We start from the raw sequence: 17,262 nt of genomic DNA on the forward strand, positions 1-17,262 counted from the left end.
AAGATTCCTCACAATAAAAAACTTATTTTATGCGATACTAAAAGCAGAAATAACGGGATCATTGATATGAAAAAAACGAATTTATTGTTAATTGTGAGCGGTGCTCTTGTTCTTGCAGCCTGTCAAAGTAGCCCACATCAATATAATGGTATGACAGGATACCAAATCGAAAATAAAACAACGTCTTCTGCAACAATTTCTTATACGCTTGCGGCCCGTAGCAATCGCGATGTGGATGAGAAAAAATTACAACATGCGTGCAAACAAGTTCTTGGTGTAGAAAAAAACTACAAAATTTCAGTACTGAGTGTTAACGAAATCATGAATCCTGCTCAACAGGAACAATATGGTGTAAAACTGGGCAACAGTCGCACAACTTTTGGCCTGTCGAACTCACCCGATTTAAATAATAGTGAAGGTTATGCAACCCGCCAAGCACTTGAGGCACGTCCAACGACACTTAAAGTGGTTCGTTATACTTGTTCTTGATGGTTTTGTTCAATCCAAGTGGATGTGTTCAAAACTGAATACATCCATACTTATTTTTATACTTTTAACACATCACGAATCGATGGATCCTTATCAAATACAGATTTTGCAAAAGGACATAAGGGAATTACTTTCACCTCACGCTCACGCACAAAAGCGATCAATTCATCAAGAAGCTTACGTCCCACTCCCTGACCGCGAAAATCCACATTCACATCGGTGTGATCAATAATCAACATCTCACCTCCAGCCCAAGTATAGGCCATTTCACCTGCCAACACTTCACCTTCAAATAACTGAAATGTGCCGTGCTTACCATCATCAGACTGCTGAATCGCCATATCATGCTCCTTTTGCTTTTCGCCGTTGATTCACTCAATAAAGTTGAAACTTATCGTGTCGCTCTTTCACTCAATGTTTTAACATGGTGTTTCAGACTGTTTTGTTAAGATTTTTATTGCTTCACCCAGCGATTTTCATCTTGCTCATTGGTTGGACGTGGTTTATTTAGTCCGATAAAAACTGACATTTCGGAACTCTTTGGCTTCATCCAAATCAGGCCAAGTCGTTGCACTACGCTCATCAATTTTGAGATATTGTGGATGACTAAAGTTTTTGACACGGCTATCCGCCACCCATACCTCAGGTGCAAACTTTAAAAACTCATCAAGAAAGAAACGATTGGACTGGTCATATAGTACATCTGCCGCCAATAACACATCGACTGGCTCGGACTGATACAAATCATCCAGATATTCAAGTTCAACATCGTTTAACAATGCATTTTCACGACATGATGCAAGACTGGCTGGATCAATATCACAGCAAATCACCCGCTTGGCACCCGCCATTTTTGCGGCAATTGCCACCACACCAGAACCCGCCCCAAAATCCAGCACCACTTTATCTTTAACATGATGCGGTTCTGCCAACAGCCATTGTGCCATCGCCAAACCTGAGGCCCAGCAAAAGATCCAGTATGGCGTTTCATTCCAGATTCTTCGAATGACTTCATCATCCAAGCGATCGGTTGGGAAGACAGGTGGAATCAACCAGAGTGAAATCGGCGTTTCAGGTAACTGTTGCGCCAGCAAATCGGTGTTTGGAATCACCTCATGCAATGCTTTAAGCAATTGCTCAGGTGCTTTTGCAAATTGAAAAGTACAGCTCATATTTGTTTAGTTCTAAAAAACCCCTCTTCGCGAGGGGTTATTAATCATTTTACGCTAATGCTTTTTCAGCAGCTTCTACAGTTTGACGAATCAAGGTGGTGATCGTCATTGGACCTACACCACCTGGAACAGGCGTATAAGCAGAAGCAACCGCTTCGATACCAACTAATTGGATATCACCAACGCCACCGCCATCACGTGGATGGAAACCTGCATCAACCACAACCGCACCTTGCTTGATCCAGTCTTTTTGAATCAATTCAGCCTTACCCACTGCGCCAACAATGATATCAGCTTGTTTTACGAAATCAGCAAGGTTTTTAGTCCGTGAATGGCAAATCGTGACGGTTGCATTGGCTTGCAACAACATCATCGCCATCGGTTTACCCAGAATTGCTGAACGACCCACAACAACAGCATGCTTACCTGCAATTTCAATCTTGTTTTCTTGCAAGATGGTCATAATACCTGCTGGCGTTGCAGAGCCATAAGCAGCTTCGCCCATCGCCATACGACCAAAACCTAAACAAGTCACACCATCTACATCTTTTTCCAGTGCAATCGCATCAAAACATGCTCTTTCATCAATTTGTTCAGGTACTGGATGTTGCAGCAAAATGCCATGCACATCTGGATTGGCATTTAATTTTTCAATTTCAGCCAATAACTGCTCAGTTGTGGTTTCTTTTGGCAACTCAACTTTCAGCGAGTCCATGCCAACACGGCGACACGCATTGCCTTTCATACGCACATACGTTGCAGATGCACCGTCATCACCCACCAAGATCGTTGCCAAGATTGGGGTACGCCCCGATTTTGCTTTTAAAGCTTCTACACGTACCAACAAATCCGTTTCAATTTGTTTTGCTAATGCACGACCGTCTAAAACCAATGCCACAGCGCATCTCCAAAGTGGGTATGAATCAATTGCGTAAATAATACATGATAATTTGAGCAATATTCTTTTAGATGTTGTTTTTATGTGCATATTCGCGAAAAACACTATTGTTTTTTTTTTAAAGATTGCTAATATGTGCATCACCAAGAGATGGCGGGGTGGCAGAGTGGTCATGCAGCGGACTGCAACTCCGTGTACGCCGGTTCGATTCCGACCTCCGCCTCCATTGGTAAAGCCCGAGTGGTGAAATCGGTAGACACAGGGGATTTAAAATCCCCCGCCCACAAAGCGTGCCAGTTCGAGTCTGGCCTCGGGCACCATGTTTCAGCTACTGAAATATGGTGCAAATAAAAATCCAGCGCAGGCTGGTTTTTTTATGCCTAAAATTTAGCTCAGAATAAAAAAGCCAAGTACATTGACTTGGCCTTCCCTCGCTTTTTTAACTTTAAGCCACTTGCTGCCCTGTTTTTACTGGCAGTAAGTTTTTATCTAAAACCAACTGATAACCACGGCTTGTATCAATCACATATTCAGGTTTTTTGATCGAATCGACATAAATCCATTGTGATTGCACTTGTGCAGTATCAAATTGAACAATCAAATAGCCTCTCTGATTTAAGTTGCAGTAATTCAACTCATCAATCAAGGTCGTGAATGCAAATTCAAACTGCTGTAATTGTGCAAGTGGAATATTTAAATACTTTTCCAGACCTGGTGAAGACACTGAACTGGTTGCCAACTCCACCCCAACAAATGCCCCATCTTTGCTGTATAAGTTTGACGACCAAGCATTATGAGTATCCCCCGCCAGCACCACCACCTTTTTCTTTAATTGTGCCAAAGCACCATACACAATCTCACGCTCAGCAAAATAGCCATCCCACGCATCCAGATTATAAGGTGCAACAGTTAACACACGCGCTTTTTCTTGTGCTGTTAAAGTTGGATCACCTTTTTGCAGGCGAATCTTTAAAGTCACCAATTCAGTAATTTGCGCATTCATTTTATTTAAGGTGTCCGCACTCGGATTACCTGCAGTAATTTCAGCCAAAGCCAGTAGTAATTCCGCTGGAACCAACATCTTGGTCATCAGAATCTGCTGACCGAGTACATTCCATGCTGCATTGGACTGCTGTAACTTACCAATTAACCAGTCACGTTGGGTATAGCCCATTAGAGTACGTGCCGGGTTAGTTAGATCAGCCTGAAATCTGGCAATATCCAAACCTGTAGCCGTCATATAATTGGCATAGTTCAACTGCTCATCACGCGCAATAATACGGGTATCCAGCATGGTCAATTGAACCAGATTACCGAAATCGAATTGGCGATAAATCTTGGTGTGTTGTTCATCCACAGGACGGATTGGCATCCATTCAAAATAAGCCTGTAAAGCCGCGAGCTTACGATCAAGGAATGGCCCTTCGTTTGGCTGATGGTTTTCAGCCCCATCGCGCCATGCATCGTTCGCAAGTTCATGATCATCCCAAATCACAATAAATGGGTGACGATGATGTAGTGCCTGTAAATCTTTGTCTTTACGATACAGCGCATAACGTTTGCGATAATCCTCTAGTTTGATAATTTCCTTATTGTTGTCTGCTGCAAGTGTCCGCCCCAATTTCGCTGCATCTTCTGCTGCATAGCCATCTGCACCATATTCATAAATATAGTCCCCCAGATGAATAACCACATCAACATTTTGCTTAGCCATTTCACGATACACATAGAAATAGCCTGCTGGATAGTTGGAACATGAACATACCGCAAAACTTACCTTTGAGGTACTGGTTGGTAAGGTCTTGGTTTGTCCAATCGGTGAAAACTTATCGCCAAAGCTAAAGCGATAGAAATAACTTTGATCTGGTTTTAAACCTGTCGCATCTACTTTCACAGTAAAATCTTGGGCTGCTGCAGTCGTGACTTTATCAGTTTTAATAATTTGCTTGAATTTCAAGTCTAGTGCAATTTCCCAAGTCACTTGTAAACGCGCACTACTGTCACTTGGTGTTAAACGTGTCCATAAGATCACTCGATCTTGCAAAGGATCCCCACTAGCCACTCCGTGTTCAAAGTTCACTTGTAATACTGCTGTTTCTTTATCCGAACTGTCATTACAACCGGTAAATCCCGCAGATAAAGATAATGCCCCGAAACCGAATAGACTTTTTTGAATGAGTTCCCGTCGTGAAATTTTTGCTGTCATTTGGATAGCTACCTTAACTTTTATCACTATAAATAAATGACTTAAATTAACTCGCGTAGATGAAACTTTGATCTCAGTTTGATGAAAGAATCATGAAAGTTATATGACAGTGCTTAATTTTCATCAGATAAACACATGAATTGATTGAAAAGAAAGCAAATCGTCTGTTTTACTCTTGCCAAGCTTTAATGTGTCCTCTATTATTGCGCACATGCCCGAGTGGTGAAATCGGTAGACACAGGGGATTTAAAATCCCCCGCCCACAAAGCGTGCCAGTTCGAGTCTGGCCTCGGGCACCATGTTTCAGCTAGTGAAATATGGTGCAAATAAAAATCCAGCGTAAGCTGGTTTTTTTATGCCTAAAATTTAATAATCATGCATAAAAAATGCCTTAATAAAAATATTAAGGCATTCGATATTTTTGATTTTAATCAGTCAACTTATTCTACGCGAATAATCTTACCATTCTCATCATGATGCACGATGCTGACTTTCTGCTGACGCCCTACCTGAATCTCTTGCTCAGGCAATTCAAAATAACGTGCATAATCTGGCAAGGTCTTTTCTACCGCATGCTTTTGGTGTATACGTTTTGAAGGCAAAAAGCTCCATAATAATAATGCAATTGCACACATAAATAGTGCTGTAACACCATGCTCAATCCCATCACCAAAGGCCGTCATTAAACGCTGTGCGATATGCGTTTTTTGTAACTCAACCAACACCCACACCAAAATAAATGGACGCCACAACAGCAACCACCCCGCCCACATCATTGCGGTTGTTGTCGTTGAAAAATAACGTTTATGCCATGGCAACTGGCGACGTACATCAATAATCAAACTGTCTGCTTTCATTGCTTTTTACTCAGCAAAATAAATCTTTAGACTCAACGAATTCCACGATCTGGGCTAATCCAACGGGCACGCTTCCCATCATTACGCAACAGTACCTTTGGAAAGGCGACGATTGTAGCAGTAATCGTGATCAACCAAAACACAAAAGGATACCAAATCATCCAATAATAATTTTTCCCAAGGTTTGGTTCATAACGACTATCCATCCATTTGCTTAAAGCAAACTGAATTAAACAGGTCGCACCTAATAAAATTCCACTACCATATGGTAAAAATGGTGAACTCACCACAGCCAGAGCTGGAATCGCAAAGATAAAATGCAGTAACCAGATCACGGCCATTATAAGCATTAAATATGACCAAACGAGTGTTAAACATAACTCAAACATCAATGGCCATAAAAAATTAAGTTTGGGTTTAAGGAAAACATCAATATTCTTAATCAGTACCTGTGCCCCACCCATAGCCCAGCGCAAACGCTGTTTCCACAAACCATTTAAGGTTTCAGGCATTAAGATCCACACCAAGGCATTTGGTTCAAAGCGTACATCCCAACCTGCACGTTGTAGCTTCCAGGTAATATCAATGTCTTCGGTCAACATATTTGGTGACCAGTAATCAACCTGATGCACGGCGCTTTTACGGAAGGCCGTAATTACGCCAGAAACTGTAAATAGACGACCAAAGGTTCGTTGAGCACGCTTAATCATGCCGACAATTGAAGAAAATTCCCCAACCTGAATTCGCCCCAATAGGGTCGAACGCGTACGGATACGTGGATTACCCGTGACTGCCGCGACTGTTGGGTCTTCCAAGAAGTGGCGCACCATCCATTTAGCCGCATAGGGATCCAGTAACGCATCCCCATCAATTCCAATCAAAAATTCAGCATCGGTCATCAAGCTACCCGCTTGTAGTCCCATCGCCTTACCCTGGTTTTGCGCCAAATGAACGACTCGTAATTTTTCATATTGAGTAGCCAAGCGATCTAGCACCTCACCAGTATTGTCAGAACTGCCATCATTAATCGCAATCACTTCAAAATTTGGATAATCCAGCTTAAGTGCATGACTAATGGTTTCCTCTGCATTATCACCTTCATTAAAACACGGTACCAATACCGCAACTTTCGGATATTCAGGCAAAGCGGCAGGTTGCTGATATGGTGGATCTTGGCGCTCTTTCCAATAAAAAATGATTGCCCCGACCATCCATAAATACGACATAAATAATGGATAGTAAAAAACAAACTTAATGGCGTATGACCACAATAAAGCAATCCAACTCATCTACATTACTCGACTATGGTACTAATTGAGATGATTTTAGACTAAAAGCCTTATGCATGGTTTCGACATCTGGATGTCCTTTGATCGGATCATCTGGATAATACGCCACATGCATTGCACCCTGCTCATATAAAGACTTGATCGTCGCTGCCATTTCTTCAGATGGAACTTTTTGATCATTACGCCAGTTTACTGCCTGCAACTCCATCACGGTCTTTTTAATGCCGTTCGGATATTGCTTCACACGATTGAGAATATCCGTATAAAACTTGGTTGGATTATCCGATTTTTCCATATATGGCATTGCCATAATTGCAGTAAAATCATAACGATTTAAGGATTGCTCCAAAGATTGAGCATACCAGTTTTCAGCATAGGCATTTAAAGCCACCTGTGCATACAGATTACGAGCTGTCACAAGGAAGGGTTGATATTGACGCACCTCCGCTGCAAGCTCCATCGCAAAGTCATCTAGATAACGGGTTTTATATGCTGTCCATTTCTGTAAATCTGCATCATTGTCACGAATCTTAGCTAAATCTGTTGGTAAACCTTGTTTTGCATAGGCCGCCAAGGCTTCTGGACTCGCATCTTCATAATCGGACAATGTCACATCATCATGGAACAACAAACCATCGAATGGTGTCGATTTCGCTAAGTCCTGATAAATCTCTTTAATGGTTTGACGCGCTTCTGGCGAGAATGGGCTGAGACGAATATAGCCCATATTCAGATGCTCACCTGCTTTAGCCTGCTGAGTTTCGACCAAATCTTTTGATACAGGATCCGATTTTGGTAGTTCCCATGCCAACAGCGGCATCCAGGCATATAAACGCTGTACAGGTGTCCGTGTCTGAATCTGCCAAGCGACACGGTTAAATAAGTCTGCACGCATTGGAATATGGCGATTTGGGAAGTAAACCATATCTGCAGAACCATTGGCATCAGGATCGGAGAAGGCTTGCAAATAAACAGTATTCACCCCCATACCATTAATACGATCAATTAAATGATCTAGATTACGTTCTTGCTGTTTGGCATCTGGGTCATAGATATAATCTAAATCGACATGCATGATTTTTTGCGGTCGATTATTGTCATTTAGATTCAATTCCCGATTTTTAATCTCTTGTGCCAAGGTACTGGTCGACATATTCCCTTGAATTAAGATACGACTCATATTTTGCAGCGATTGCTTGGCATGGTCTGCCCCATCATCCAAAGTAATGGTAATCGGCATCCCTAACTGTTTAGATATCTGCACCAGCTGCATATTATAGCGACCATACGGCCAAACCATCACACGTGGTGAGCGTAAACCATGTGACTTTAATAACTCATTATTTTTTTTAAGATCCTTGAAAACTCGTGCCTGATAAGCGGCATCACTTTCATAACTCTTGGTTTTAGGATCATAAATACGGGTGATCGCAGCAGGCTCTGAATTTCCCTGCGGATTACCATTTACCCCTTGATGTAAATGATAACTATGACTGGCGATTTCAACCAGACCACTGCTTTGCATTTCCTTAAGCTCATCCCAACTCAGAATTTTATTTCGCTCAATCAGTTCGCCACCAAAATCGACTTTCTGTCCTGCTTTGGGTTCCAGCCACGAACCAACCACAGCCAAAACCACAGGGATCTTTTTCGCCCGAATAACTGGATAAGCATTTTGATAAAAAGACTGATAACCATCATCCACTGTCAATAACACGGGCTTAGTTGGCAACTTATATTTACCTTGGTGAGCCTTGATTAGTTGATCCACATTGATAAAGTGATAACCATTCTTTTGCAACCAATCAATATGCTCATCAAACTGTTTTGCTGTAACCGCGTAACTTGGGATCAAGGCATCTTTTCGATCCGTGATTTCATGATATCCAATGACGGTTAATGTGGTTGCATCAATTTGCGAATTCGCCGCAACAGTTGTGGAGCAGGCAACTACTCCAAATACGAGACCAAGAAAAACTTTTAAGGTCGGAGACACGAAACGTGTTGTCATAGAGATATCGTCTCAAAATTGGAATTCAATGATCGCAGATCATGCCTTTATCATCTTACAGTTTAATGGACTGATAAGATATTTTTGAATGGTCAGCAAGAACTAAGGATTGTATTTATAATTTTAAAAACTGAAAATAAACTTAAATATATTTTTTATGAAATCAATCACACTTTAACTGAATATATTTTAACGAGAAGAACAGCCTCAAATCTATTTGATCAAGATTAGAGGCAAACTAAGACAGTTATCTATGTTAATACTGAATTGACTGAAAGTTCGGATGATCGGCGAGCTGCTGTAAATAATGACGCTCTTTCTGATAAAAATACTTATTCAAACGATTCACCCACTCTCCTCGACGAAAAGTCTGGATTCTTTTATGCACCCCATCATAGTCCAATAACACGACATTCGTATCATTCTCACCCAAAGCCAAACGAGTGATTTTATAGTCATGGGGAGCATATTGATGTGATGGTTGCAATGACCTGAGAATTTCAACTTTATAATTCCCATCCATCCAATAATGTTTATCAGTCAGTGCTTTTTCGTTGACCCAAAAGCCTGTTTGCGCACCGTCATGGGTATCTATCAGAAAAAAATGATCCAACTCTCTTAATAATTCCGATGCCGTGATATCCAGATAATCATTCATATCAGCCTCTACTCACTCAATTTTTATCTTATTTATGTTACATTTTTATAATCGGTTGCTATCAAGGGATTCACCCCAATCCACTTCTAGCCACCCAGAGAGCAAAGTTTCAAACACTTGAAAAGCACATTGCTATTCAAAATTAAAGCTGATCAAAAAATTGCCCTTTCAACTCAAAGATATACAGGACTGTATGTAGAAGCAATATTTTTTTCATAGCCTGTAATAAAATTCAGATAAAAGAAATAGTTTTAAAATCAGAATCTTATTATAAAATCGACAGTACCAACTTATACATATGATTTTCAAGTGATTTTGTTGAAAAACCTAACCCAATCACTTGAATTTCAGTACGTGCGAAATGTTATTCGTCGCGTGTTTTTACATCAAAAAGCTCAATTTCAAAAGTCAAATTGGCATTGGCTGGAATAATTTTACCGATTTTACGAGAACCATAAGCCAAGTGAGCTGGTACAATCAGTTTACGCTTTCCACCCACACGCATGCCCATAATGCCTTGATCCCAACCTTTGATCACACGACCCGTTCCAATCACGGTCTCAAAATAGCTGCCACGATCAAGTGACGAATCAAACTTGGTACCATCCTCAAGCCAGCCAGTGTAATGTGTCGTAATTAAAGCACCTCTCACTGCTTCTTTACCCTCACCCACTTTTAAATCAATGATTTCTAATTCTGTGCTCATTAATATCTCTCCAGATCACTCAAACTAAAATTATTGCAATTGCTGCCACTGGATGTCGACTTGACCTTGATCACTTAACAAGGTCCATTCACCATCCATAATATTGAGCTGTAACTGCATGGTTCGCTCACATAAGCCTTCAAGTGCTTGCGTAGTTTGGGGTGCCAACCGCCATACTTCCACATTGCTCAGGGTTTTAATTTTGGTGTTTTTCTGCCACCAATCATCGGCTTGAGAGCCATAGGTCACCACTGCAACCTGTTTACAGCGTGCACTGGCTTTTTTCACTTTATCTTCAGACGGACAACCAACTTCAATCCACTTTTCTAATAATCCCGTCAAATCTTTTTGCCATAATGCGGGTTCGTCTGTTTCGAATAAATCTTTGGTAAATTCTAAACGTTCATCAGCATAACGTGCATAAGCCAGAATACGAACCATCAAACGCTCAATGGTTTCAGATGGATGTAAAGCCAGTGTCAGTTGATAATCGGCATAGATATGCTCATCCATATTGGCAATATTCAGATCTGCCTTATATATTGTTGCTTTTAACGCCATAAACGATACTCTTCAATACGGTGTACTCAAATTTGGCGCTAAGCATACTCTATTTTTTCAACAAAAATATGTGCTTTGATCATCTTAGCCATTAATCTGATCAATCCGACAACTCAATAATTGTGTTTCAAATAACAGCCAATCCTGTGCCGATTGGCCAATAATCTCAATTCGGTTATCAATACTCTCTTCAGCAGATTGATAGTTAAATTGCTGTGGATTAAAGTTAAAACTTTTCCACCCCTGATCGGTATTAAATATACCTTTGATTCGTAGCCAATCCTGCTGAGCACACAGCAGATCTAACAGATCATAAAAGCTGAATTGCCAACGCTTAGGCAACTTCCAACCTGCTACCGTATAGCCTTGAGCCATTTCAACATAATGATAGGGAAGCTGCTTTATTTGTGGCAGTTGCTCAGCAGCGAGCTGTGCTTGTTGCAACTTGAGTAAAGGTTGAATCTTGCGTTGCAACGGTTGCTGCACAACATCAATCTGCTGCATCTGCACTTGCCCATGTTCAGCTTCAATCCAGTGTTGGACATACGTTTCATATTCTTGTTTTAAGGCTGTATAGGCCTGATGGTCTGCTGTTGTCATGCAGTCCGTATGCGACAACACCACTATTTGTGCAGCTTTTAATTGATCACGATATAAATTCTGCTCGACCCAGTCCTGATCATGTAAGCGACTGCCATCGACCACAATCACCAATGCCCGCATGGCCAAGCTATTTTGCCAATGTGGTTCAGTGAGTTGTTCTAATAATTGTGCAGGATGCCCTAAACCTGTTGGTTCAATAAACAAACGATCAGGCTTACTTTCACTAAGCAAACGAGCCAATGCGATTTGCATGGGCAACTGACTACTGCAACATAAGCACCCACCTAATAACTCTTTCACTGCATAACCGGATTGCTGTGTAATCAGTTGTTGATCCACTCCAATTTGCCCAAACTCGTTCATCAGGATTGCCCAGACTTCCTGCTCTGGTTTTTGGGTCAATAAATGCTGCAACAATGTGGTTTTACCTGCTCCTAAAAAGCCAGAAATAATATGGGTGGGAACTGTTTTGGGAGCAACAAATTTCACGGCCAACTCGTCTTAAGAATTTATTTCATTCTAAAGAGAAAAATGAATGAAATAAAATAAACTCTAAAATAGTGCAAGCAATCCAACCCAAACAACACTAAATAAAAATAAAGAGACATCTATCACAAAGTAAATCTAAAAATCTTATTTACATTCTAAATATAAGTGATTTATCCAATTATTCGTTTTTAATAAAACTTAATCGAATGTTTAAACGCGTAAAAAACAAGGTTAATTTTTAATCAAAAAAACATATTTTCATACATTTTCATCCTTAATTTCTTCATGATGTTTTACATAGAAACTACATAAGGAGATTCAATATTTCATATTGTTAAGATTGACGTAATAGATTGTTAAGAATATTGCCGCATCAGCGTTTGGCACATAGCATGAACCTCATGCCGAATAAGCGATTTAGATGCCCTAAATCATTTTATTGAGGCTGTTATTTTAAATGAAATAAAGGATGCCAAACATGAAACTTATCAAAACACTTCTTGCGACGACGCTTACACTTGCAGCAGCATCGACATTTGCAGCACCTGTAGAGGCTCAAACTGAAGATAAAGTCGTTGTTTCAACTCAAGAACAACCAGAAACTCAAGCAGCAACTGATGCAACTGCGACTGAAGCACCAGCATCGACTCCAGCACCAACAAACTAAACCGATCTGAAGGTTCCTCCAGACCTTTAGACCCACATTTGTAATGACTTAACGCTTATCTCATTACAAATGTAAAAAAAGATCGAACCATGCTGCGGTTCGATCTTTATTTTTTAAAGCATGGATAATGATTTAACATTGCGTCGATTTTTTAAACACACTACATGAAGGTTGATGAACTTCCTGCAAACGTGTTGCCTTACGTTGCTCCGCTGCTTCAAAACGACAACGTTTCCATTCAGTATCCAGATTTAATGCTGGAACTTCTTTCGGCTTACGTTGCTCATCAACAGCAACCATGGTGAAATAACAGGTGTTGGTGTGTCGTATGGTTCTTTTTTGAATATTTTGCGCTTCTACACGGATGCCAATTTCCATTGAGGTACGCCCAACATGATTCACGCTGGCAAGGAAAGTAACCAGTTCGCCCACATAAATGGGTTCTTTAAAATTGACACGATCAACAGATAAAGTTACGACGTAGCTACCCGAGTATCTGCTTGCACAGGCATAAGCGACTTGATCAAGCAACTTCAAAATCGTTCCACCATGAACATTACCTGAAAAATTAGCCATGTCAGGTGTCATCAAAACAGTCATCGTCAACGCTGACTGATCGTCAGGTGCTTGGTTAGCTTGATCTAATTGATACATGGAGAGAACTCATAGAGACTGTAACGTGATTATTATCCTTTATTCACGCCTATAAAAATATGCGTAAAGTGCTAGGGCTTGTTGAGAATTAACAAAGGGTACTGATTAATTTATAATAGTACTATGGATAGATACATACTTACTGATGCCCAATGGGCAAAAATGGAACCTTTTTGCCTAGGTAAAGTGACTGATCGAGGTCGTAGTGGAAAAGATAATCGATTATTTTTAGAAGCAGTCCTATGGATTGCCCGTACAGGCAGTCCATGGCGTGATCTACCTGCTCATTTTGGTAAATGGAATACCGTCTTTAAAAGATACCGTGATTGGGTGAAAGCTGGTGTATTTGAAGCTATTTTTGCATCTGTAAATGAAGATGTTGATTTGGAATACGCCATGATTGATGGAACGATTGTTAAAGTTCATCGACATGGCCAAGGTGCAAAAGGGGGACTTTCAAACAGTCTATAGGTAAATCTCGAGGTGGAATGAGCTGTAAAATTCTTGCCTTAGTGGATAGTCTAGGCAACCTCATTAAGTTTCGATTAATGCCTGGTCAATATCACGATTTAGTAGAAACCAAACCTTTAATCGAAGATGTTGATTTTCAAGCATTACTAGCGGATAAAGCATTTGATGCAGATTGGCTCATCCAAGAACTCAATGAACGTAAAGTGAAAGTGGTGATCCCACCTAAATCTAATCGAAAAGTAATGAGAGCATTTGATACGATTATGTATAAATGGCGTCATCTCATTGAAAACTATTTCTGTAAGTTAAAAGAATTTAAACGTATAGCGATGCGTAGTTGTAAAACAGATACGAGTTTTGAAGCCATGATTCAATTGTGCGCGAGTTTAATTAACTCTCGGTAATTCTCAACAGACCCTAAAACATCATCAATTATTTTTATGATCTTTCTATGATTTTATTCAAAATAATGACATTGAAGCGCTTTTATCTAATAGAAATGCCATGAACGTGCAAATCAAATAAAAGCTGCTCCAATCTCCTCAGTGCAACTCGAAAACATTCCTTAACCAAGATTAGCAGAGCGAATCAAGCCGACAATACCATTCACAATCATATCAATGGCAATGGTACCAATCAGCAGCGCCGATAACCGCCCAACAATATCAAAATAGCGGTCAATATATTTTGCATGTTTATAGCGCAAATGATCATGACCAAATTTCATCAAAATCAAAATACTGCAAGTCAAAATCAAGGTCAGTGCAATAACCGCCATTGCGCCAGTAAAAGGTACACTCACCCCAGTCACAACAGCTGCACTGATGGTACCAGGACCAATCATAAAAGGCATGGCAATAGTACCAGCTAAATGCTCAGGCGCGCCGCGCATCTCACCAATCGTTTCAGCACCTTGGAACACATAGCGGTAACCAATGACTAAGAAAATGAGACCACCAAAAATCTGGAAAGATTCAAAACGCACATTCAAATAGCGACTGAAAATATTCTCCCCACCCCAAGCAAACAGAATAAACACCCCGAAAGCGATCAGACTCCCTTGAATCAAGGCCTTACTAAATATCTTCGCATCTGTATTACGAATCATCCCCACCATATAGACGCTCATAAGGAAAGGATTTAAAAGTGAGAAAAATAATGCAAATGCATGAATATAAGGAGAAAACATAGCACTCTCTTGATCAGCGGAAAACATGAAATGCCGTCATGACATGGAATAAGATCTAGCGATAGATTTATGATCCACTCAAAACTTGCTTACAACGTACTGTTACATGCTTCAATTGATCATCTTTGTTTAAGTCAAAGGTTCCCCCCAAGCCCAACAGACTCATGTGAATCTTGGCGTTGTTATTGTTTAACTCTTTCACGTTAAACTTTATCCCTTGATCGGTGTATAGCACACTATCGACCAACTTTACCTTATACGACATCAGCTCTTTACCATCATCGACACAGAACATCCCACTGCCCTGACGATTCAAGCTTAGAACGGTAGAAGAAGGCCCCACCACACCCGCCCAACTTCCTGCAAAAGGAATCTGAGTAGTTGTTAATTGATTAAATTGAGCAGGAGACATCGTGGTAATTGAAGTACAGCCCACCAAACTAAAAGCGAAAATTACGGGTAATAAAATGTTTTTCACAACCATCACCTAAAATGATAAAAATCAAATAATTCTTATTATTTTCCCATATTCATACTTTTTTTAATTGGTATTGCCTGTATATCACAAGTATGGAAAATGTAAAAATACTTTAAAAATTCATCTCTGTATTTTTATCAATATTCAAATTTCATACAACTTGATTTAACCACAGCATCATATTACCCCTTTCCCATGATTCAATTAAAATTCATATCAGCCATAACCTAATATGAATGATCAGACATTAAAGCGCACCATAAATAAAAAATTATCCCTTGATTTTTAGTTCAATCATCTGTAGATTTTCTTTTTGAGCGAGTAATTCAAATGACTTTCCAAGCGATCTTTGAAACGTTTCAAACTCTTCCAAATGGAACGGATGCCTACCAACAATTAAAAAATGAATGTGAACAAGCCATTATCAGGGCAGAAAATCCACTCGAACATTGTTCATTATTTCTTATTTATGGTTTTGCAAAAAATTACGTCTTACTTTATGAAGATCAAGCTGTCACGCCAGTTTTCGCAGACAAAGTGAAAGCACAAATTGTAACGTATATGCATGAGCTGAATGAAGCATTAAGCACGAAAGATACTAGCCGTATATTAACCGCCTTAAATAATGTCTCCAAACAATATGTTGGAAGCTCTAGAATTTTCTAAGCATTGTCGTCCAATATAATATTTAGGCTTGTTTTAGTTTTGACATTACTTCTAAACATTTATTAGGTTTCATTTCGCCGATTAACCGTTTTAGAAGTAATGTTAGCTCATGCATTTAAAATCTTACTCTATACATGATATAATATTTTTTATTGTTACTCTCTCATCTCAGGCCAAAATTAATCGAGCATGATTTACAATATGTTCAGTAAGAAGCTGCAAAGGTTTCGATTGTTGAGTCCAGTGATGCCAATATAATGGAATTTCGATTTTTGCTTCAGGCAATAATTCCTCTAGTCCATCTTCTTTATTTTCAGCATTCAGCTGCAATTCAGGCACCATGCCATAGCCGAGTCCAAACTTAATCGCCGTAACAAAAGACTCTGATGATGGAATCAAATGACAAGGATAGGTTCCTTTCATCAAACCATATCTTTTTTCCAAGATATCGAAATGCATACGGTCTTTGTCATTAAAGATAATGGCTGGCGTCATCCGAAGGTTCTCTCTATGCACCCCTTCGGCAAACCATTTTTTTCGAAAGTGTTTAGTCGAAACCATTCTATAACGCATCACACCGAGATATTCAGCATTGCAGCCCCGCATCGGTTTATCCTCAATCGAAATACAGGCACTGACCGTTCCCCTCTCCAATAATGAATAAGTATGAGACTGATCATCGGTTCTAAGCTCAATTACAATTTTTTCTTTCAATAAAACTTCTTTTAGTGCTGGAAGTAACCATGTTGCTAAAGAATCTTCATTTGAACCAATCACCGTCTTAAAAAAATTCGACTCGGCACTCCCCGTCAAACCGTGTAATAAATTTTGTTCCAAACGTCTTATATGCTGCAAATGTTCAAACAATTGCTGCCCCGCTTGCGTGAGTACACAGGGACGACCACGAATCAGCAATAATTGCCCCAATTCCTTTTCAAGCGCCTGCACCCGCAAGGTTACGGCTGAAGCAGTAATATAGAGTTTCACACCAGCCTGTTCGAAGCTTCCATTTTCTGCGACCGCAAAAAAGGCCTCACATTGTTTATTATCCAGCATATAAACCTTAGAAAAATTTAGGAAATCCCCGGTATCTTTAATTTTACTAAATTTCAAAAATAAAAAAAGATAACCGTAACAGTTAAAGTTTCTATCTGAAAAATTTCCCATTCCTTCGACAAGGGTTCTAGCTACTTTCAGC

General features: G+C 39.9%; 19 protein-coding genes and 3 tRNA genes. 7 read left to right on the top strand and 15 right to left on the bottom strand.

The genetic code is table 11. The annotated features are described in order from the left end of the window. Nucleotides 1-66 precede the first annotated feature (66 nt). On the top strand, nucleotides 67-489 hold the full coding sequence (locus tag F895_RS03160; protein ID WP_005243526.1) for a hypothetical protein: 423 nt from the start codon (nucleotides 67-69) through the stop codon (nucleotides 487-489). Between the two features lie 56 nt (nucleotides 490-545). Here the strand turns inward: F895_RS03160 and F895_RS03155 are convergent, their stop codons facing one another. From F895_RS03155 to folD, 3 genes are all read right to left on the bottom strand, one after another. Beyond that, on the bottom strand, nucleotides 546-830 hold the full coding sequence (locus tag F895_RS03155; protein ID WP_005243528.1) for a GNAT family N-acetyltransferase: 285 nt from the start codon (nucleotides 828-830) through the stop codon (nucleotides 546-548). A gap of 162 nt (nucleotides 831-992) precedes the next feature. Then, nucleotides 993-1,661 (bottom strand): class I SAM-dependent methyltransferase, encoded by a 669-nt coding sequence (locus tag F895_RS03150; RefSeq protein ID WP_005243530.1) that lies wholly within the window; start codon nucleotides 1,659-1,661, stop codon nucleotides 993-995. Nucleotides 1,662-1,710: 49 nt separating this feature from the next. After that, entirely contained in the window at nucleotides 1,711-2,559 is an 849-nt protein-coding gene (gene folD / locus F895_RS03145) for a bifunctional methylenetetrahydrofolate dehydrogenase/methenyltetrahydrofolate cyclohydrolase FolD (RefSeq protein ID WP_005243532.1), read from the bottom strand. Between the two features lie 152 nt (nucleotides 2,560-2,711). Here folD and F895_RS03140 point away from each other — a divergent pair. Further along, nucleotides 2,712-2,785: transfer RNA gene (locus F895_RS03140), tRNA-Cys, on the top strand. A gap of 8 nt (nucleotides 2,786-2,793) precedes the next feature. After that, nucleotides 2,794-2,879: transfer RNA gene (locus F895_RS03135), tRNA-Leu, on the top strand. Nucleotides 2,880-3,004: 125 nt separating this feature from the next. On the opposite strand, the gene F895_RS03130 is transcribed toward F895_RS03135, so the two are convergent. Continuing rightward, a complete protein-coding gene (locus tag F895_RS03130) occupies nucleotides 3,005-4,765 on the bottom strand; it encodes an alkaline phosphatase D family protein (protein WP_005243534.1) in 1,761 nt (586 codons plus the stop codon). A gap of 213 nt (nucleotides 4,766-4,978) precedes the next feature. Here F895_RS03130 and F895_RS03125 point away from each other — a divergent pair. Beyond that, nucleotides 4,979-5,064 (top strand) — tRNA-Leu (locus F895_RS03125). A 141-nt stretch (nucleotides 5,065-5,205) separates the two neighbouring features. Here the strand turns inward: F895_RS03125 and pgaD are convergent. The 7 genes from pgaD to F895_RS03090 all read right to left on the bottom strand — a co-directional run bounded on the left by pgaD (nucleotide 5,206) and on the right by F895_RS03090 (nucleotide 11,939). Beyond that, nucleotides 5,206-5,622 carry a poly-beta-1,6-N-acetyl-D-glucosamine biosynthesis protein PgaD gene (gene pgaD, locus F895_RS03120; RefSeq protein ID WP_005243536.1) on the bottom strand — a complete coding sequence of 139 codons (417 nt, stop codon included), beginning with the start codon at nucleotides 5,620-5,622 and terminating at the stop codon, nucleotides 5,206-5,208. A 32-nt stretch (nucleotides 5,623-5,654) separates the two neighbouring features. Further along, nucleotides 5,655-6,911, bottom strand: a complete 1,257-nt coding sequence (gene pgaC / locus F895_RS03115; protein ID WP_005243538.1) for a poly-beta-1,6-N-acetyl-D-glucosamine synthase — start codon at nucleotides 6,909-6,911, stop codon at nucleotides 5,655-5,657. A gap of 13 nt (nucleotides 6,912-6,924) precedes the next feature. Then, nucleotides 6,925-8,922 carry a poly-beta-1,6-N-acetyl-D-glucosamine N-deacetylase PgaB gene (pgaB, locus tag F895_RS03110; RefSeq protein WP_005243539.1) on the bottom strand — a complete coding sequence of 666 codons (1,998 nt, stop codon included), beginning with the start codon at nucleotides 8,920-8,922 and terminating at the stop codon, nucleotides 6,925-6,927. Between the two features lie 256 nt (nucleotides 8,923-9,178). Further along, entirely contained in the window at nucleotides 9,179-9,580 is a 402-nt protein-coding gene (locus F895_RS03105) for a hypothetical protein (protein WP_005243540.1), read from the bottom strand. A gap of 364 nt (nucleotides 9,581-9,944) precedes the next feature. Then, nucleotides 9,945-10,286 carry an FKBP-type peptidyl-prolyl cis-trans isomerase gene (locus F895_RS03100; protein ID WP_005243541.1) on the bottom strand — a complete coding sequence of 114 codons (342 nt, stop codon included), beginning with the start codon at nucleotides 10,284-10,286 and terminating at the stop codon, nucleotides 9,945-9,947. Nucleotides 10,287-10,316: 30 nt separating this feature from the next. After that, nucleotides 10,317-10,847, bottom strand: a complete 531-nt coding sequence (locus F895_RS03095) for a YaeQ family protein (protein ID WP_005243542.1) — start codon at nucleotides 10,845-10,847, stop codon at nucleotides 10,317-10,319. 84 nt (nucleotides 10,848-10,931) lie between these two features. Continuing rightward, nucleotides 10,932-11,939, bottom strand: coding sequence for a CobW family GTP-binding protein (locus F895_RS03090; protein WP_005243543.1), 1,008 nt, complete (start codon nucleotides 11,937-11,939; stop codon nucleotides 10,932-10,934). A gap of 478 nt (nucleotides 11,940-12,417) precedes the next feature. Here F895_RS03090 and F895_RS03085 point away from each other — a divergent pair, with 478 nt between their 5' ends. Continuing rightward, the gene (locus F895_RS03085) at nucleotides 12,418-12,606 is read left to right on the top strand and encodes a hypothetical protein (RefSeq protein WP_005243545.1); all 189 of its coding nucleotides are present in this window, start codon (nucleotides 12,418-12,420) and stop codon (nucleotides 12,604-12,606) included. Nucleotides 12,607-12,738: 132 nt separating this feature from the next. Here the strand turns inward: F895_RS03085 and F895_RS03080 are convergent, their stop codons facing one another. Continuing rightward, nucleotides 12,739-13,260 (bottom strand): acyl-CoA thioesterase, encoded by a 522-nt coding sequence (locus F895_RS03080; protein ID WP_005243546.1) that lies wholly within the window; start codon nucleotides 13,258-13,260, stop codon nucleotides 12,739-12,741. A gap of 123 nt (nucleotides 13,261-13,383) precedes the next feature. On the opposite strand from F895_RS03080, the gene F895_RS19675 reads away from it, so the two are divergent. Continuing rightward, nucleotides 13,384-14,135 (top strand): IS5 family transposase gene (locus F895_RS19675; RefSeq protein WP_111828215.1). Its coding sequence is split into 2 segments (ribosomal slippage): nucleotides 13,384-13,720 and nucleotides 13,720-14,135, totalling 753 coding nucleotides; the frame shifts between segments, so codons are not numbered across the junction. Between the two features lie 161 nt (nucleotides 14,136-14,296). Here the strand turns inward: F895_RS19675 and F895_RS03065 are convergent. Both F895_RS03065 and F895_RS03060 read right to left on the bottom strand, forming a co-directional pair. Next, complete coding sequence (locus F895_RS03065) at nucleotides 14,297-14,920, bottom strand: MarC family protein (protein WP_005243549.1); 624 nt, start codon at nucleotides 14,918-14,920, stop codon at nucleotides 14,297-14,299. Nucleotides 14,921-14,987: 67 nt separating this feature from the next. Continuing rightward, entirely contained in the window at nucleotides 14,988-15,404 is a 417-nt protein-coding gene (locus F895_RS03060) for a J517_1871 family lipoprotein (protein WP_005243552.1), read from the bottom strand. 324 nt (nucleotides 15,405-15,728) lie between these two features. Between F895_RS03060 and F895_RS03055 the strand changes: the two genes are divergently transcribed. Beyond that, nucleotides 15,729-16,064 (top strand): hypothetical protein, encoded by a 336-nt coding sequence (locus tag F895_RS03055; protein WP_005243553.1) that lies wholly within the window; start codon nucleotides 15,729-15,731, stop codon nucleotides 16,062-16,064. 168 nt (nucleotides 16,065-16,232) lie between these two features. Here the strand turns inward: F895_RS03055 and F895_RS03050 are convergent, their stop codons facing one another. Then, nucleotides 16,233-17,120, bottom strand: coding sequence for an ArgP/LysG family DNA-binding transcriptional regulator (locus F895_RS03050; RefSeq protein WP_005243558.1), 888 nt, complete (start codon nucleotides 17,118-17,120; stop codon nucleotides 16,233-16,235). Nucleotides 17,121-17,262: the final 142 nt, after the last annotated feature.

Origin of the sequence: Acinetobacter sp. CIP 64.2 (assembly GCF_000369645.1) — a bacterium.
Classification (GTDB): domain Bacteria; phylum Pseudomonadota; class Gammaproteobacteria; order Pseudomonadales; family Moraxellaceae; genus Acinetobacter.

Excerpts from the sequence above, each read along its gene's own strand:
- F895_RS03160 (WP_005243526.1), top strand. The coding sequence starts at position 67 with ATGAAAAAAACGAATTTATTGTTAATTGTGAGCGGTGCTCTTGTTCTT.
- F895_RS03155 (WP_005243528.1), bottom strand. The coding sequence starts at position 830 with ATGGCGATTCAGCAGTCTGATGATGGTAAGCACGGCACATTTCAGTTA.
- F895_RS03150 (WP_005243530.1), bottom strand. The coding sequence starts at position 1,661 with ATGAGCTGTACTTTTCAATTTGCAAAAGCACCTGAGCAATTGCTTAAA.
- F895_RS03130 (WP_005243534.1), bottom strand. The coding sequence starts at position 4,765 with ATGACAGCAAAAATTTCACGACGGGAACTCATTCAAAAAAGTCTATTC.
- pgaD (WP_005243536.1), bottom strand. The coding sequence starts at position 5,622 with ATGAAAGCAGACAGTTTGATTATTGATGTACGTCGCCAGTTGCCATGG.
- pgaC (WP_005243538.1), bottom strand. The coding sequence starts at position 6,911 with ATGAGTTGGATTGCTTTATTGTGGTCATACGCCATTAAGTTTGTTTTT.
- pgaB (WP_005243539.1), bottom strand. The coding sequence starts at position 8,922 with ATGACAACACGTTTCGTGTCTCCGACCTTAAAAGTTTTTCTTGGTCTC.
- F895_RS03105 (WP_005243540.1), bottom strand. The coding sequence starts at position 9,580 with ATGAATGATTATCTGGATATCACGGCATCGGAATTATTAAGAGAGTTG.
- F895_RS03100 (WP_005243541.1), bottom strand. The coding sequence starts at position 10,286 with ATGAGCACAGAATTAGAAATCATTGATTTAAAAGTGGGTGAGGGTAAA.
- F895_RS03095 (WP_005243542.1), bottom strand. The coding sequence starts at position 10,847 with ATGGCGTTAAAAGCAACAATATATAAGGCAGATCTGAATATTGCCAAT.
- F895_RS03085 (WP_005243545.1), top strand. The coding sequence starts at position 12,418 with ATGAAACTTATCAAAACACTTCTTGCGACGACGCTTACACTTGCAGCA.
- F895_RS03080 (WP_005243546.1), bottom strand. The coding sequence starts at position 13,260 with ATGTATCAATTAGATCAAGCTAACCAAGCACCTGACGATCAGTCAGCG.
- F895_RS03065 (WP_005243549.1), bottom strand. The coding sequence starts at position 14,920 with ATGTTTTCTCCTTATATTCATGCATTTGCATTATTTTTCTCACTTTTA.
- F895_RS03060 (WP_005243552.1), bottom strand. The coding sequence starts at position 15,404 with ATGGTTGTGAAAAACATTTTATTACCCGTAATTTTCGCTTTTAGTTTG.
- F895_RS03055 (WP_005243553.1), top strand. The coding sequence starts at position 15,729 with ATGACTTTCCAAGCGATCTTTGAAACGTTTCAAACTCTTCCAAATGGA.
- F895_RS03050 (WP_005243558.1), bottom strand. The coding sequence starts at position 17,120 with ATGCTGGATAATAAACAATGTGAGGCCTTTTTTGCGGTCGCAGAAAAT.